Genomic DNA, 16,754 nt, shown 5'->3' on the forward strand with positions numbered 1-16,754 from the left:
TTTTAGGGAAGCGGACAACTCGTCAGGTCTTATTTTTTCAATTAAAAATTTGGAACAGGTGCCGTCAAAGCGTGCTCAATCCAGCGGAAGAAATACCGTTCACGCACCAATTTCCGCACTCAGACAAGTATCAGCTAGCACAAATTTCACATTGTTAGGATGAAGGCATGGTACTGGTGTTCGCGCTCTTGATTTGTGTGATTATCGCCGTTCTCTTTTTCTACATGGGAATGCTGCTGTGGATGATCTTCTCTCCCGACTATTTGCTTGTCATAGGATTTTCGGGCATTTTCACGATGGATCACATGGGCTGGCTGACATCCTCAGAAAAGGCCCACTTCATTTGGGCTATTGTTGCAATGGTTATAGCCGGATTTGCCTATTACAAGCTCAATCACCTGCTGTACTCGGTCTCTTCACGCATCTATGCGATTGTCAGTTTTCCGATCGTGGTCGTCTCAAGCCTGATCCTCATGCTGACTTTTGTTCTGAAAATGCTTGAAGAAGTTGCACCAAACCTTGCAGATGACCCGACCATCGAACACGCAATTTATATTGTGCTTGCCCTCATCATTGCCGTTTTTGCATGGCGTAAACGGCAAACAGCTATGGCTCGGCTGCACTCCCCTGCCAACATCGTCCTGACCAACGGCAATGTGATGGTTGTGGAGAGCAGCAGCGTTATGCCCACCTCACCGTATACACCGCCAGCCACTCCACCTACACCAGCGCCCGGCGCTTTCCCGCCACCAGCTGGGAAGGGCGGATTTAAGAATTACTGACGTTCGGGCGAACTCTTGACTCCCTAGGGTGCCATGACAATTCGCGCGCAGGTGCCCCGGAAACGCAGGTGCCTCGCAAAAGCAAGTGCCCCGCCAGCCGAAGCTGGCGGGGCACTACGCTATATCCGCGCTAGACGCGGCCATTACAGCCGATCACGCGGTCATATCTGTGTGATCCTCAACAGCTGCACGCCCGGCCTCCAGGCGTGCAACAGGCACACGGAAGGGCGAGCAGGACACGTAGTCGAGTCCAACCTTGTGGAAGAAGTGGATCGATGCGGGATCGCCACCGTGCTCACCACAGACACCAAGCTTGATGTTCGGCTTGGTGGAACGTGCGCGACGCACGCCCTCGGCCACAACCGTGCCGACACCGTGAACATCGATTGACTCGAAGGGCGAAACACCAAAGATGCCACCCTCGATGTACTGCGGGAAGAACACACCTTCAACGTCATCACGCGAGAAGCCCCACACGGTCTGAGTCAGGTCGTTCGTACCAAAGCTGAAGAAGTCGGCTTCCTCAGCCAGATCCTCGGCGGTCATGGCCGCACGCGGCAGCTCGATCATCGCGCCGATAGTCACGCCGGACAGGTCAACGCCCTTGGAAGCGGCAACCGCGGCGATGATACCTTCGCCTTCCTCGCGGATCAGCTGAAGCTCACGCACCGAGCCAACCAGCGGAACCATGATTTCAGGGCGCGGATCCTTGCCGCGGGCAACCAGCTCAGCGGCAGCCTCGCACAGTGCGCGCATCTGCAGGGCGAAGAGGCCGGGCAGGTAGATGCCCAGACGCACGCCACGCAGGCCCAGCATGGGGTTCTGCTCGTGGAAGCGACGCACGGTGAGCAGCATCTCTTCATCTGCGGGCTCGACGGTGCCAGCAGCCTTGGCGAGTGCAACCTTGACCTCGAGCTCGGTGAGCTGGGGCAGGAACTCGTGCAGCGGCGGGTCGATCAGACGCACGGTCATCGACTTGCCGTCCATGACCTCGAGCATTGCCAGGAAGTCTTCCTTCTGCAGCTTCTCCAGGGCGTCGAATGCTTCCTGACGCTCAGCGGAGCCTTCCTCGGACAGGATGACGCGCTCGACCAGCGGACGACGCGAGCCCAGGAACATGTGCTCGGTACGGCACAGGCCGATACCCTGTGCGCCGAACTCCAGTGCACGCTGCGAGTCCTCGGGGGTGTCGGCGTTGGCGCGCACCTGCAGGCGACGCACCTCGTCGGCGTGGGTGAGGATGCGGTGGACGGCCTCGATCAGTTCGGAGGTACCGGGGTCGCCAGCTGCTGCAGCCAGGCCAGCTTCGAGGCCGTGGCTCAGGTAGGTGGTCACCGGGGAGTCGGTCACGGGGACCTCGCCGAGGAAGATCTCACCGGTCTGGCCGTCGATCGCGATGGTGTCTTCGCCGGTCAGGACGCGACCTGCGACGGTCACGGTTCCGGCCTCGGCGTCGATCTCAAGAGCTTCAGCGCCGCAGACACAGGTCTTACCCATGCCGCGCGCAACAACTGCGGCGTGCGAGGTCTTACCACCACGGGCAGTCAGAACACCCTCGGCTGCGACCATGCCGGGCAGATCGTCGGGGTTGGTCTCACGGCGGACCAGCACGCACTTGACGCCTGCTGCTGCCGAGGCCTCGGCCTGAGCGTTATTGAAGACGATGCGACCAACAGCTGCGCCCGGGGAGGCAGCCATACCGCGAGCAATGAGTTCCTTGGATGCATTCGCATCGAACTGCGGGAACATCAGCTGGGTGAGCTGGTCACCGGTCACGCGGCCCAGGGCCTCGTCGCGGGTGATGAGCTTTTCGTCAACCAGCTGGACTGCGACGCGGAAGGCGGCGGCAGCGGTGCGCTTGCCGACGCGGGTCTGGAGCATCCACAGCTTGCCGCGCTCGATGGTGAACTCGATGTCGCACAGGTCGCGGTAGTGGGTTTCGAGCTTGTGCATGATTCCGCGCAGCTCGTCGTAGACCGGCTTGTTGATCTTCTCAAGATCAGCAAGGGACAGGGTGTTACGGATACCTGCAACGACGTCCTCGCCCTGAGCGTTCTCAAGGTAGTCACCGTACACACCGGAGTGGCCGGTAGAGGGGTCACGGGTGAAGCACACGCCGGTGCCGGAGTTTTCGCCCATGTTGCCAAACACCATGGTGCAGATGTTGACTGCGGTGCCCAGGTCATGGGGGATGCGCTCACGGCGACGGTAGATGCGGGCACGCTCGGTGTTCCAGGAACGGAAAACGGCCTCGATAGCCATGTCCATCTGGGTGCGAGGATCCTGCGGGAATTCTTCACCGGTCTGCTCGTAGACGATGGTCTTAAAGATATCGACCAGGCCCTTGAGGTCCTCGGCGGTGAGCTCGGTATCGCCCTTAACGCCGCGTTCCTTCTTCAAGTTGTCCAGAGCGTCAGAGAAGAGATCGCCCTCGATATCCAGAACGGTCTTGCCGAACATCTGAACCAGTCGACGGTAGGAGTCCCATGCAAAACGCTCGTTGCCGCTGACAGCAGCAAGACCGTGGACGGATTCGTCGTTGAGGCCGATGTTGAGGACGGTTTCCATCATGCCGGGCATGGAGAACTTTGCGCCCGAACGAACCGAGACAAGCAGCGGATCCTTGGGATCGCCCAGCTTGCGACCCATTTCTTCTTCGACCTTGCGAAGTGCGACGGTCACTTCAGTATCAAGACTTTCAGGGGCCTTGCCGTCGTGCAGGTAGACGCGGCACGCTTCGGTGGTAATTGTGAATCCGGGAGGAACAGGCAGGCCGAGCTTCGTCATCTCTGCCAGGTTCGCACCCTTACCTCCGAGCAAGTCTTTCATTGACTTGTCGCCCTCGGAGAAGTCGTATACATACTTGACCATCTGGTCCCTCAACTTCCGTTGTTTTGGGGGGTACCCGTCATCGGGCCCCTGTGTATTGACATACTAACCAATGGAAAAGTACCGGCCAAATGATGCGGGCTACGCCGCGAAATTACGCGGGTGGCCCGTTCACCATATGGTCACTGTTTTATCGAACAATGAATTCGACCAGGACGTTTTCTCCCAGATCAATAACGTCGCCGTCGCTCAGTGGCACGGTAACACGCGGAGGAACTTCCTGAACATTGCCATTCGAGCTGCGCAGCAGGGTTCCGTTCGCGCTTCCCAGATCCATCAGCATCCAGGAACCAAAACCGCTGGGAATGACAGCCGCGTGCGAGCGCGAGATTTCGTTCGCGGGGCTGGGTACGCGCATCACAGTTGCAGCGGGGCGACCGGTGAGGACGCGAGCATTGGGGTCGCGTCCCAAGATGACGTCGTGAGTGAGTTCAACGGGAGCAGCGCCTGCATAAACCAGGTAGCCGGCCTGCGCGTGCTGCGAGTCATCGCTCACGCGTCGCAGTACCGTTGCGCCGCTATCGGAGTTATCGACTTCAAAGGCAGGGGCCGTACCTGCTGCCGGAGTATCCTCAGCCGGGGTCTCCCCATACGCCGGGGTTTCTTCGATTTCCGAGGCCGAGGCGACCTCTTCAGCTTCGGGCTGGCTTTCCTGCTCGACCGGTTCCGCGGCCGGTGCCTCTACCTCTTCGGGTTCGTCGGCAGGAACTTCGATGGAAGCTTCTTCTTCAACGAAAATACTGGGCTCGAAGTTTTGCTCGAGTGAGGGAGCATCCAATTCAACGCTGGCCTGCGGCTCAACGCTGGCCTGCGGCTCAACGCTGGCCTGCGGTGTATCTTGCGAAGCTTCCTGCTGCATTGCCGCGAAAGCCTCAGAGGTGATGGTTTCTTCCAAGGCCTCGGGGCTGGTGTAAACGGGAGCGGCGCTCGGCGTCACTGCTGCCTGAGCCGCGGCAACTTGAGCACCTGCAGCATAAATATCGGGAGTTTCCTCTGGGGCGCTTGCTTCCGCCTCCGGCTCGGGTGCCCACAGATACTTCGGCGCGGGTTCTTCCGCGGCCTGAGGCTGTGCAGCTTCCTCCTGCTGCTGAGGTTCTTCCGTGGCCGCTCCCCACACCGCGTGCGAGGCCTCGGGCTCAGTTTCGGTCACGGATTCTTCAGCGGAGGGAGCATCCTCAGCGTGCTGTTCCTGAACCTGAGCAGGCTTCTCTTCTTCCACCAGCGCGGGAGCAGAGGGAAGTTCGGGCTCTACGGGGTAGCCAATACGGACCTGAGTGGCCTCGGCCTCAGAGGTTGCAAAATGTGCCCACGGCTGAGCATCGTCGAACTCGCTCAATGCGATATCCATGAGCGTCCACTCGCCGGGAACAAATTCCCACATCGATAGCGGGCCACCCCAGGTGAAGGGGGTGTCATAGCCGGGAGCAATCGCGCGAACATTCGCGCTACCACCCAAGGAAAGAAGGGGAACGGGGCCGCGCAGGTCCATGTGCGCGAAAGGCAAACCGCTGGCTGTAGCGGAATTGACCCAGGTTGTCAGATCTTCGTTGGCATCGGTGACAACGCGCTGAGCGGAGTCAGCGAGGTCAGCGGGAACCAGGGCAAAGCCCAGGGGGCCGGCGACGATGAACCCACCGTTACCGCGAACTGCATGGCGGCCCAATTGCAGCATTCGAAAACTCTTTTCTCTATCGGGCGCGGCGCGCCGTTGTGACCGGAAGGGGTCGCACTGGGATACGTGGACGCACGCTCGCGCGTATGTCCCCATCGTAGCGGCTTCCCACAACCGATTGTGCACGGATAACAAGAGCGGTTGCGTTATCACGCGTACCGCCCTCGATCGCTTGGTCAACCAGGGCGTTGGCAATTTCTTGCGCAGATACATCCTGGCTGGCGATATCGATAAGGTCTTGTTCTGAAACTGCGCCGTGAACACCATCCGAGCACAGGATGACGACATCGCCCTCTCGCATTGGGGTGAGAACGTAGTCAGCCTGGGGAAGTTCCGGCATCGCGGCACCGAGTGCGCGAGTGATGACATTCGAGGGGGGAAGAACCAGTTCGGCACCGGTCCGCTTGGCAAATTCTTTAGCTTCTTGGACTGCGGAATGGTCGGTCGTCAACTGAAGAATGCTTCCGCCGGCAATGAGATAGGCACGAGAATCGCCAATATTAAAGGTCAGCCACTGCGGACCGTCTTGGTCGATGGTCAGGGTTCCGCACAGCGTAGTTCCCGGGGCAGCCGGGTCCCCCTTCTCTCCTAACGAGGCCACTGCCTCTGCGGCCGCGCGGATCGCGCCGACCAGCTCGGCCGGGTTCGGATCAATTGCGTCCAAGGCCTCGGGGCTGAGGGCGTTAGAGAGTACTTCAAGAGCGGTTGTCGAGGCCAGTTCGCCTTCTGCGTTCCCGCCCATCCCGTCGGCAACTGCGAAGAGAGGGTCTTGGGCAAGCCAAGAGTCTTGGTTTGATGAGCGAACAGGACCGATGTCACTGGTCGCACCCCACTGGGTCCGGATCACAGTCCCACACAGAGGAAGATCCACAGCTCAACCACCTTTGACGTACGTTCTCTTTTACGCGAGAATAATCCCATATATTGAAGGGCTCGTGCACCTTTGAAAACGATCTTGTATTTTCAATATGTACGAGCAGGTAGTTTTTGTCTGTTTTTTGACGGGCACGAGGCGGAAAGAGAGACGGCATGAGCGGAGAAGTTGGCGTTAAAAATGACGAATTTACTGCCGCACAATCAGCTCTAGACAGCTCGCGTGGCGAATTCGCGGGAAAGGCGACCTCTAAGGTCGCATCGCTGACAGCAGCCCAAACAGCAGGCAAGTGGGGCGTAGAGTCGGGCCCCGTCGCAGCTCGACAGCAATATACGACTGCCCTTCAAGAAATCCAGGACGCAATTACCTCTCTCAATGCAGAGGTCATTGCTTTCTTGAGCGCTGCCGATAAGACGCAAGCGCTGATGAACAATAATGAGCAAGACGGTATCAATGCGACTCAAATCTTGATGGAGCAGGAGCTCGATGCGCGCGAGGCAGCCTTAGCTCAGGCCGCGAATGAAGAGCGTGGTGCACAGGCCCTTCAGAAGACAAGCCAGACTCTACAGCAAGGCGCTGACTTTGCAGCGGGGCTAACTAATGGCCTTGCTGACTCCTGGTTTACGAAGCCTGCGCCGCAGCAACTTGGTCCTGTGGCCGCTGACGACACTTCTTCCTCGACACCACAGCTCCCTCCAACATTCTTGGGTGCTACTGACCAGGGTTCTGAGACATTGGAGAACCTGCTCGCTTCGGCCACACTAGCACCAAGCAAACCCACTTCGGGACTTCCCAACTGGAACTCCCCTTACGGCTTTGGACGAAACTGATAGCGATATCGACTATCGAGATGCTTCTCAGTAATACCTCGGATTGAAGAAAGACCTCTTATGGCAGCCTCACTCTCCACAGAGAACTATGACCGACTCACCAAAGTTGCTCGCCTTGACTATTCAGACCAAGATGCATCGCTTCTGAATGACCTGAAAGCTCAGCTGGCTTCTCTAAAGACCGCATGCGCAAGCTTCTCTGCAAACACCGGCGTTGAAGGTGCAACACATGCGGCAATGACATCAAAAGTCAGCGATTTCGAAGCCTCGATCGCCAACTTGGAGGGCCGAGTCGGAACCATAGAAACCGCCCACACTCAGGCTCGTCAAGCTATGCAAGAAGCTAAGTCTGTTCAAGGGACTCTCAGCACACAACTTCTGCATCCCTCAGACCAGGCTGCTGCGCAAGTAATAGCCCAAGGGCAGCCAAATGAAGCTGCGATTCAAAATGAGTACATCCAGAATATGATGGCTCAGCGCAATGCCCAAAGGGAAGCACAGGCAAAAGCAGCCCTTGACGCCATGAATGGCCAAGTGACCAGTGCTGCTGCAGGGTTCTCCGAGGTCCCCAGCAATGGGGATGGCGATTCGAAGGGTGGTGGAGGCTCTTCTTCCGGAGCTACCGCTGCCGGCAGTCGTGGTGGCACTCAATATGCCGCCGGCGGTGGCGCTGGTGTCGGCTCTGCGGGTTCGGGAGGCCCAATTGCCGGCCTTGAGGTCCTTCCTTCTGTTTCCCCTTCATCTTCCGTTCTAGCCGGTGTCGATGTCACGACCATGCCGGTCGGCGGGTACATGACCGCTGATGGCCCTGTCGGCGGTCACGTTCCCGCACCTGTTACTGATGCGGATGATCCCCGTTGGAAGCCTGACTACAACCCCTTCTCGACGTCATCACACTCTAAGGATTTGGCCATTGCCGGTGGCGCGCTAACGACCGGTGGCACTTTGGCTGGTCTTGGCCGCATGGCAACTTCCGCGACCTCTATCGCAAGTTCAATGGGTGGCTTCGCATCACGTGCTGCTACTTCTCAATTTGGAACTGTGCCGGCCGGTGGTGCACTCGCACCTTCGACCAGCGCGCGTTTGTCGTCCTCGAACGCAATTTCTAGCGCGATGAATGACCTCGAGCGTGGTGCTTTGACTCCTCGTGGAACGGCACAGGCTGGTAACTGGGGCAATGCGGCTCGCATGGCAAACCCGGGCACCCCGGCCTCGACGGCAGCTCGCGCAGGTGGATTCCCGCGCGGTATGGGAGCCCCCGGAGCTTACGGCAGCGGCGCGACCGCCGGAACTGGCGCAGGCACCTCATCAACGGCAAGTAATGCGTCGACCATGTCGGCACGTGCACGTGCGGCTGCTAGCATCCGCCCAGCAGGTGCCACCGGCACTACGGCCACCGGAGCACCTGCGAACGGTGCAGCCGCCGGGGCACGCGGCACCGCGTCGAGCGCAGCAAAGGGCTCCGCTTCTGTTAAGGCAGGAACAAGCTCGCAGTCCGCTGCTGCTTCGGCTCGTTCGGCTTCAGCTTCTGCCGCTCGTGCGGGTGTGGGTGCACGTCCCGGAGTTATGGGAACAACTGCAGGCTCAGCCTCGGGTTCCAGCTCAACCGCTAAGGGCAGTGCTACCAAGGGAGCTTCAGCTAAGGCTGCATCGTCTGCCAAGGCTTCTTCAGCAGGAACTGGGGCGGCCCGTAGCGCCTCCTCGAATGGCAACGTGTCAGGAGGCGCTTCCTCCGCAGCAGGTCGTGGCGCTTCGGCTGCGGCCGCCCGCGGTCCCATCGGTGCGGGAGCGGTTGCTGGTACAGCGTCAAAGGAAGAAAAGGACAAGGCAAAGCGTCGCGCGCTGAGCGGCCTTAAGGCTGTTCGCGTTGAGGGCGTTGAGGAGAAGGCTCCGGCTGCCGCGGGTCTTTCCGCAGGTAACGCAGAGTCCTTGAAGCCGGTTGCGGTCGCTGATCAGGATGATCGCTGGTGAGCTTCTAAAAGTGTGAAGAGGCGCGGAGCCCAGCTCCGCGCCTCTTTTTATTTTCTCTTCGCCTTCTCTTCTACTGCTCCGGATGTGCCAGAGACTGCGCCGCCGGTATATCGTGAGGGTGTTGTCTTATTCAAGGAGGAAAAATGAAGGTTTTCACTGTCGAGTACCACTATGTCACTGACCGCGATGAGGAAATGGCAGAGGTACGCCCCGCGCACCGCGCGTTCAACGGTGAGCTTGCCGCCCAGGGGCGTCTGATTGCCGCGGGACCCTACACCGGCACGCATGATGCTCTGATTATTGTGCGCGCGGAAGATGCCGCGGGAGCTTTGGAGCTACTGGAAGCCGACCCGTTTAATCAGGCAGGTTTCATTACCGAGCGCATCCCCCGCGAGTGGAACCCCGTGATCGGGGTTATTCCGGCGGCGGGGTAGGACGCAGACTCGGTAGCAGCTATTCGATGGCACGCCTAGGGTTCAGGAACGATGTCAGTAGAGGCACAACGCACCCTTTAACTACAAGTGAAATTGCACGTATAGCGCCCCTTCAACCATATCGAGTAAATGATGTGTGGGGCTGGTGCTTCAACCAACCCCACACATCAGTCACTTCGAATAATGTTCCTTTGCGTCCTTCAGGAATTCTTCTCCAGTTGCAATCTCCTGATTGGCCTCGTGCTGAAGGGCACCTAATGCAGTCCTATCCCCGACATATGAAGTCTTGCCATCGATTTCCTCATCCGTGATACCACCGCCAAGGAACCTAACATAGGCCTCGCGTTGGTCGTCAGTCAGCTTCTCTAAAGGAGGCATTTCTGCAGCGAACGAGTTAAGCCCCAGATGCGCACCATTGCCTGAAAGAAACTCTCTGTCGAGCTCCGCCTTTGTTTGATCCGATCCAGCAAGGACACCTTCGCGAGCTAGGAAGGCATCAGTCACTGCGTCCTTTACCGCGGCACTTGTATTCTTTTCTTGTTCAATTCGTCGTGCCATATCAGCATCCGACAAATCTGTCGGAGCATACTTGTCCAAGAAAGCATCGACCCCAGTCTTAACACCGTAGTCAAAATCAGCCCCACCGATGGGAAACGGCTGTTCAAGGGGAGCTCTGTCGACCGCATAGTCGATCATGCCGCGAATCACTTTATTACGCGCAACCATCTCATTATCTTCTGCGAGTTTCGCATTAACTGGCGCCTCATCCAAGCCATTAATTAAAGTCTGCCAACCAGCAGTTTTCCTTGCAACAGTTGACGCCCACGAGGTACCGTATTCAGCATTGACCTGCTGCTTAAGTTCGAGACGATAATCCTTCCACGCTTCGGAGTTAATTCTCGACCAGGCAGGTCGGTGCCCACCTTCATAATCTGAATCGTTAGTTCCGTCACCTGAGATCAATGTTGGTTGGTCATGGGTAAGGTCTGTAAAGAGACCAGTTTTCGAAAACATTCTCTTTAAATCTTGATTACTAAGATCCAGAGGCGCGTGCTTATGAGTCTCATCGATGACGTTACCATTGCCCCCCGCACCTTTAGTATCCGTCAGCAAATCAGCAAGTTCGGAAACTCGCGGCGCAACCACAGATCCCATCCAAGAGCGCATCTTTGAATTGCTGTGGCCAAAATTATCTTCACCCTTGTTTCCCCAGTCATTCCAGCTACTATGATCGAGACCGTCTTGATAACCCAACATGAAGTTCTGCGCAATCTTCGCACGGTTCGTTTCATCGATCGTCCAGCGGTTATAGGCAGTTTGGTCCGCAACATACTGAGGATCTTGAAGTCCAAGCGGATAATTCTCAGCAACGGGCCTTTTCATAGTTTCAATACCATACTGGGAGGCGTCGTTGACAACATCTCCCAAGGCATCACCAAGATCTTGGTATGCCGCTCCCCCGCCGGCAGCATTCCCTCTCCATCCAGTTAGATAGCGAGTCATATTCATCTTGCTTCCACCCACATCAAAGGAGGTATCCACATTAAGCGCCGACCGAACTGCTCGCATACGCGCTTCCTCATGTTGCGCAAGGATCGACTGATGATCGTCGGCATTTAAACTATCAGGACGATCGGAAAGCTCAAGTACCGACTGCACCGGATCAAAGACTGACTTGAATTGTTCGGGTGTCAGCTTTTCTTTTCCAGCCAAGCCAAACAGAGCATACTCACTTGGATGCTGAGCCATGTAATCGGTGGTAGTTACACCAGTATGCTGATGGTCCCAATCTACGATATCGGCAAAGACAGATTTGTTCTTCCCATCTACCCGATCATAAAAACCCGGCCCCAGTACCAGCGATTTATTATCCCGGGCCGCAGCTCCAGTTAATTGAGTAAATATGTCGTAGCCATACATAGTGGCCGACGAATGTACTCCAATTTTTGGATGCTCATATTCCTGCCATCCGAACTCCATTAACTGAGAGAGGTTCTTCTGAACAGTCTGCTCGACGCTTTCACCATTTCTCCCAACTAATGCGCCGGACAACATGTCGAAAGACTTTTGAGTATCAGCCATATTCTCAGACAGGTTGCTCCCACCGGCTGCCATAACCATCAGGGAACCTAGATTTCTATTAAATGTTTCGTATCCGCTACTGATAAGGAACCCAGTCTTTTGGTCATAACCTGTCTGCAGTGCAGCAAGCGCCGCTTTATTTAGATCATCAACGTTAACATACTGGGCAATCGCCACTGCATAATACGGATTATCTAGATACTCCCCGTACTTCGAGTTGAAAGCATCAACATCTGCGGCCGTCAATGGCCGTTTCTTGAGCGCTTCTGCGATTTCAGGAGCTTTTTCTTGTGCGTCTGCCCACTGTGCCGCACCACTCAAAATAGGCGTGTCTGAACCAAAGAGGGCGACACCAACTCCGTTCCGCCCCCGCTGCATTGCCTCATCGGAAACAATTGTTTGGCGTGCCGCATTGATTGAATTAGCGGCGGTTTGAGCAGCAGCTGCTAGTGTGTCAAGTTGTTCGTCATACTGTTTTTTCAGATTATTTTGTGTATCCACAGCAGTTTGCGCTGCAATATCAAACTGAATCTTTCGGGAAGGATCTCCAGCGGTGTAATGCTCCTTTGCATCTGAAATAGCGCGGTCATATGTTGCAATGGCCTCGTCCCATTGTTCCTGAAGAGAAGTGACCGTGGTGCGCGTAGTGTCGACCTCTGAAATCCACGTGTCCACCGCATCCGCTGCAGGAGGGAATGCCTCTGATAGAGTCTGGGTTTTAGCACCTAACTTCATAATCTCATCAGAGGCTGCATCAGCAGCCGCACCTGTCCATTCTTCTGGTACAGAGTCTTTATTCTTTGCAACCTGAGTGTTACCAACGGCAGTTCCCGTTTTCCGAAACTCCGAAGCGCACTTCTCAGCCTCTGCTGCAATGTCTGGAACCTGCCTAAGAGCAACCCTACCCGCTGTTCTATCTACCATGATCAGAGTCCCCCCTCTAGGCCAAGGCGCGATGCCGCCTGACGCGCTCTACTCTCGTTATAAGTTTCGGTACTATCTTGGTTCTTCGAAAAGTCAGCAACTCCCGACCCCAGTTCGGCGCAAGCATCCTGAAACTCGTAAATTGCTAAGCTCATGAAAAGTCGATAATTCACCAAAGCATCCCTCAAAGCAGTAATTCCTGCATCTGTCCTGTCTGGAAGAGGTAATGCAGCTCCATTAGTCTCTAACTTATTCAAAGCAGCGCCAACCTGACCGAGATCCTCCGCGTCTGTCCATTGTGCTTTTTCAACAATCCCAAGAGCCTCGCGGTCGAAGCTAATATTCGTCATTTGAACCTCTCAATGCTCGAACACGCGAAACACGGATCACCATCGGTCGTACGTTACCCTTAAAGAATAACATTTCAACCTTAACAGATACTAAAAAGAGTGTTGCCTGCGGGATTTCCCGCAGGCAACAGCCCTCAAATAGTTACGGTAGTCGAAATTAGGCTAGTTATTCCCCGAATCCAGACCTGCAATTTTCTGCACCAAGCCCTGGTGATCATAGGCCTCCTGGAAATCACTCTCAGGTTGCCTGAAGTAGTCCTTAACTGCTGCCCTTTCAGTAGCAGTCAAGGAAGTCCAAGGCTTTAAGCTCCCATCAGAATTAAGAGCGAAAGGGACCCTCTGCTTCAGCGAGGCGGGGTCTTGTAAGAGATCGACTCTTCCATTGAACTCGGTCTACTGACCCAACTCATACATTGCACCGGCTAAACCAACCTGCATCAAGTCATGCGCCACAATGTTTTGCCCATTGCAACCAGACCACTAGTCGCTTTCATTGCTGGGCACATCCCCCGCGAGTGGAACCCCGTGATCGGAGACATTTCGACCCCAAGTCAAAATAATTTGAAGCGGTAATATAAATCTGGATTGCTTCTTCGAAGTTAGTATGGCTAGCAGTCATTTCATTAGTTAAAGTCTTAATCGCTGCACTCACATTTGCGAGCACGCCGTTGTCTGCAACATCAATATGCTTAGTCGTAAATACGACTACTAGAGATATACCTTCGACTCAAGTGCAGCGCGGGTATGCGAATTTTTTAAACCAGCCCAACTCATGGAGATCCTAAAAGGAAAAGACTGTCGTCGTTTTTGTCGACGCTTTCGTTTGTGGTCTTGAAAACCCGCATAACACTTGTGAAGAAACTTACCGAAAGACTTTGTCGCTTACCGAACCTTTTAAATCAGCTTTTCAGAGATCCTGCTTCTCTCTCACGCCATTCAAACACAGGAGCACTTTGACCTGATATCCGGCACACACTACAACGTTAGAAGATTAAGAAAAGTTGGGGTGCTCTCTGAAGACTCAATTTTCAAAGAACACCCCAACTAGTAGGAATTACCAACCAATCTGGAAATTTACCGTCTATTTTACCCCTTTAGGAGGTGGTGGAGTGGCACCATCTCCATTGGCGTCCTGCTGGGCCGAGTATTGCCCATCTAAGATCGCACGGAAATCACTATTCGTCCCTCTAAAGTAACTTCGAATAGAGTCCCTCTCGCTTACAGTTAAGGAGTCGTATTTCCTTCGTGTTCCGTCGGGATTCAAACCAGGAAGTTCCTTTTCTGCAAATTTCTCAGTTCCGGGAGTAACATCAACCGTACCGGCACGCTCGGTCCATTGATCAGAATCGTACATCGCACGAATCAGACCGTCTTGCATAAGATTGTGAGAAGATCGATCCGCCTCGGAATGAGACTTCCATGCCTTCGTTTCATTATCGGTTGAAAGCGCCCAGTCGAATATTTCACCGGAGCCTTCCTTAACTCCAGCCTTTATTAGAGGACCTGCGACAGGAAGCTTTTTAGTCACAAGCCCCGCAGTTTGGTCAACAATAAGATCAGCGATCTTGCGCGCATCCTTGTGTGATTCGTCGAGAGCCTTACCGATAGCAGAATCTTTGTCAGGGTTGGCATCAAACGTTTCTTGGATCAACTCGGTCCAGCGATTTGTTGCGCCTTGGACACCACTCAGGCGCGAATTATAATTCGGATCCTTGAGAGCTACGGCCACGTCAGTCATATAACCCTTAAACGCTTCAGTCTGTACAACCTGAAGAGCCGGTTTTCTCCCACCCTCGTAGATATCGTCCAGGAGGTCATCTGGCGTTCCGCGATCGTCGATACGCTTAGGTTGATCAAACGCTAAATCTTGTAGAAGTCCGCCGGGGGCTTTGAATCGGTCAATCAGATCGCCACCAAAATGCATATGAACTGTCTTATATTCACCCACAATCGCGCCAGCACCCATTCCTGTACCGGTACTGTTATGCATTTCGGATGCCAAGTCGAAAACATAGGGTTTAATAATCTCCCCCATCCACGAACGCAGCTTCGGGTTACGACCACCAAAAATGTCTTCCCCGTTAAACTTATCCTCAGAGCCCATAAATGATGAATTATCGCGATCCAATCCGTCTTGATAACCAGCCATTACATTTGCAGCCGTTGATGCACGATGCAGCGAGTCATCCTTCCATATCGCTAGCGCATCTTCATAACGTTGTTGAGCATTTTCTCCTACGAAATCACTGCGCTGCGGTTCTGGCGCAGGTAAACTCTCCGGAGATGAGGCATCTGCCAGCATATCTCCAAGCGCCTCCCCTTGATCTATCGTGCCAAGGAATGCCCCAGGACCGCCTTGTATTCTGTTTCCCGTCAGATAGCGAGCGACATTTATCTTTCCGTCTGTGGCTTTGGGATCCGGCAGGTCGACGTCAAATGGTGTATCCCCGTTTAAGAAATTACGGAGATGCATCAGCCTGTTCCCTTCAAGGGTCTGCAAAGCAGCCGGAGCATTAGATCCCTTTAGCTCGTCAGGGGTATCCGACAGCATGTAGAGCGTCTGCATCGGATCCTTCGCACGCACATCCGCGCCCCGATCGTTCTCATCGAATGCCACCAGTGAATACCGAATTGCATCGCTACCCGAACCACCTAACAGACCACACTCATACTGATGGTCGTAGCGCATAATTTCGGACGCAAGCGAAGGTTCGTCCCCCATCGGCTGATAGAATTTTGCACCAAGAGTGAGACTGGGATTTTTTGCAGCAGCTAGACCCGCAGCTTGAGTGAATATCTCAGCACCGCGAATTTCAGGACTACTATATGCGTCCTGACCCGCAAACCGTTTATAAGGATTCCACAGAGTTTCCCTGTACTCTGCAATATTCGCTTCCTCAATCTGACTAAGAGTTGTCTCACCGTCTTTCCCGATAAGTGCTCCCTTCACTTGTGCGAAAGAATTGTTTCTTTCCTGATGGTCAGCTTGGGCATCATATCCGCCCGTTGAAAGGACCATAGCTGTGCCAAGTGACGCGATGAACGGGTTACGAGCCGTCCTGTCTGTCGTGTAATAATCCAAATCAGAGCCAGCAGCATTCAAAGCAACTTTATACAGCATCTCCGCTGTTGCGTTTTCCTGACCAGGATGAGTCGAACGATAGTAATCCATAAATGCTTGAACATAAAAAGGATTCTTAAGCTTATCTCCCCATTTATCTTGAAGTGCCTGCACTTCTTCTTCCGTCAAGGGCTTATCAGAATTTGCTGCCTTTTCAAGATCATACGCGAGGAGCCCCGCCGCAGCTTGAGCCTCTGCCCACTGAGCAGCCCCGTTGACAGTTGGCATCTCATCCGGAGGGAAGATCGCTGCACCGATCCCATCACGCCCCCGCTGCATTGCCTCATCGGAAACAATTGTTTGGCGTGCCGCATTGATTGAATTAGCGGCGGTTTGAGCAGCAGCTGCTAGTGTGTCAAGTTGTTCGTCATACTGTTTTTTCAGATTATTTTGTGTATCCACAGCAGTTTGCGCTGCAATATCAAACTGAATCTTTCGGGAAGGATCTCCAGCGGTGTAATGCTCCTTTGCATCTGAAATAGCGCGGTCATATGTTGCAATGGCCTCGTCCCATTGTTCCTGAAGAGAAGTGACCGTGGTGCGCGTAGTGTCGACCTCTGAAATCCACGTGTCCACCGCATCCGCTGCAGGAGGGAATGCCTCTGATAGAGTCTGGGTTTTAGCACCTAACTTCATAATCTCATCAGAGGCTGCATCAGCAGCCGCACCTGTCCATTCTTCTGGTACAGAGTCTTTATTCTTTGCAACCTGAGTGTTACCAACGGCAGTTCCCGTTTTCCGAAACTCCGAAGCGCACTTCTCAGCCTCTGCTGCAATGTCTGGAACCTGCCTAAGAGCAACCCTACCCGCTGTTCTATCTACCAT

At 54.7% G+C, this 16,754-nt stretch carries 10 protein-coding genes; 4 read left to right on the top strand and 6 right to left on the bottom strand.

What is annotated here, in order from left to right; genetic code table 11:
• Positions 1-167 precede the first annotated feature (167 nt).
• The gene (locus RW023_RS01690) at positions 168-782 is read left to right on the top strand and encodes a hypothetical protein (protein WP_315579593.1); all 615 of its coding nucleotides are present in this window, start codon (positions 168-170) and stop codon (positions 780-782) included.
• 153 nt (positions 783-935) lie between these two features.
• Here the strand turns inward: RW023_RS01690 and ppdK are convergent, their stop codons facing one another.
• From ppdK to RW023_RS01705, 3 genes are all read right to left on the bottom strand, one after another.
• Positions 936-3,653: a pyruvate, phosphate dikinase gene (gene ppdK / locus RW023_RS01695; protein WP_315579594.1), complete on the bottom strand. Its 2,718-nt coding sequence runs from the start codon at positions 3,651-3,653 to the stop codon at positions 936-938.
• Positions 3,654-3,801: 148 nt separating this feature from the next.
• Positions 3,802-5,343, bottom strand: a complete 1,542-nt coding sequence (locus RW023_RS01700) for an FHA domain-containing protein (protein WP_315579595.1) — start codon at positions 5,341-5,343, stop codon at positions 3,802-3,804.
• A gap of 16 nt (positions 5,344-5,359) precedes the next feature.
• Positions 5,360-6,214: a protein phosphatase 2C domain-containing protein gene (locus RW023_RS01705; protein ID WP_315579596.1), complete on the bottom strand. Its 855-nt coding sequence runs from the start codon at positions 6,212-6,214 to the stop codon at positions 5,360-5,362.
• A gap of 158 nt (positions 6,215-6,372) precedes the next feature.
• Here RW023_RS01705 and RW023_RS01710 point away from each other — a divergent pair, with 158 nt between their 5' ends.
• The 3 genes from RW023_RS01710 (at position 6,373) to RW023_RS01720 (ending at position 9,452) form a co-directional block, all read left to right on the top strand.
• Complete coding sequence (locus RW023_RS01710) at positions 6,373-7,047, top strand: hypothetical protein (protein ID WP_315579597.1); 675 nt, start codon at positions 6,373-6,375, stop codon at positions 7,045-7,047.
• Between the two features lie 60 nt (positions 7,048-7,107).
• On the top strand, positions 7,108-9,018 hold the full coding sequence (locus tag RW023_RS01715) for a hypothetical protein (protein ID WP_315579598.1): 1,911 nt from the start codon (positions 7,108-7,110) through the stop codon (positions 9,016-9,018).
• Positions 9,019-9,161: 143 nt separating this feature from the next.
• Positions 9,162-9,452 (top strand): YciI family protein, encoded by a 291-nt coding sequence (locus RW023_RS01720; protein ID WP_315579599.1) that lies wholly within the window; start codon positions 9,162-9,164, stop codon positions 9,450-9,452.
• A gap of 171 nt (positions 9,453-9,623) precedes the next feature.
• Here RW023_RS01720 and RW023_RS01725 read toward each other — a convergent pair whose 3' ends face one another.
• From RW023_RS01725 to RW023_RS01735, 3 genes are all read right to left on the bottom strand, one after another.
• Positions 9,624-12,458 carry a hypothetical protein gene (locus tag RW023_RS01725; RefSeq protein WP_315579600.1) on the bottom strand — a complete coding sequence of 945 codons (2,835 nt, stop codon included), beginning with the start codon at positions 12,456-12,458 and terminating at the stop codon, positions 9,624-9,626.
• A 2-nt stretch (positions 12,459-12,460) separates the two neighbouring features.
• Entirely contained in the window at positions 12,461-12,808 is a 348-nt protein-coding gene (locus RW023_RS01730; RefSeq protein ID WP_315579601.1) for a hypothetical protein, read from the bottom strand.
• Between the two features lie 1,081 nt (positions 12,809-13,889).
• A complete protein-coding gene (locus RW023_RS01735) occupies positions 13,890-16,754 on the bottom strand; it encodes a hypothetical protein (protein WP_315579602.1) in 2,865 nt (954 codons plus the stop codon).

The sequence above is a fragment of the uncultured Actinomyces sp. genome (assembly GCF_963542285.1).
Taxonomy (GTDB): domain Bacteria; phylum Actinomycetota; class Actinomycetes; order Actinomycetales; family Actinomycetaceae; genus Pauljensenia.

Excerpts from the sequence above, each read along its gene's own strand:
- RW023_RS01690 (WP_315579593.1), top strand. The coding sequence starts at position 168 with ATGGTACTGGTGTTCGCGCTCTTGATTTGTGTGATTATCGCCGTTCTC.
- ppdK (WP_315579594.1), bottom strand. The coding sequence starts at position 3,653 with ATGGTCAAGTATGTATACGACTTCTCCGAGGGCGACAAGTCAATGAAA.
- RW023_RS01700 (WP_315579595.1), bottom strand. The coding sequence starts at position 5,343 with ATGCTGCAATTGGGCCGCCATGCAGTTCGCGGTAACGGTGGGTTCATC.
- RW023_RS01710 (WP_315579597.1), top strand. The coding sequence starts at position 6,373 with ATGAGCGGAGAAGTTGGCGTTAAAAATGACGAATTTACTGCCGCACAA.
- RW023_RS01715 (WP_315579598.1), top strand. The coding sequence starts at position 7,108 with ATGGCAGCCTCACTCTCCACAGAGAACTATGACCGACTCACCAAAGTT.
- RW023_RS01720 (WP_315579599.1), top strand. The coding sequence starts at position 9,162 with ATGAAGGTTTTCACTGTCGAGTACCACTATGTCACTGACCGCGATGAG.
- RW023_RS01725 (WP_315579600.1), bottom strand. The coding sequence starts at position 12,458 with ATGGTAGATAGAACAGCGGGTAGGGTTGCTCTTAGGCAGGTTCCAGAC.
- RW023_RS01730 (WP_315579601.1), bottom strand. The coding sequence starts at position 12,808 with ATGACGAATATTAGCTTCGACCGCGAGGCTCTTGGGATTGTTGAAAAA.
- RW023_RS01735 (WP_315579602.1), bottom strand. The coding sequence starts at position 16,754 with ATGGTAGATAGAACAGCGGGTAGGGTTGCTCTTAGGCAGGTTCCAGAC.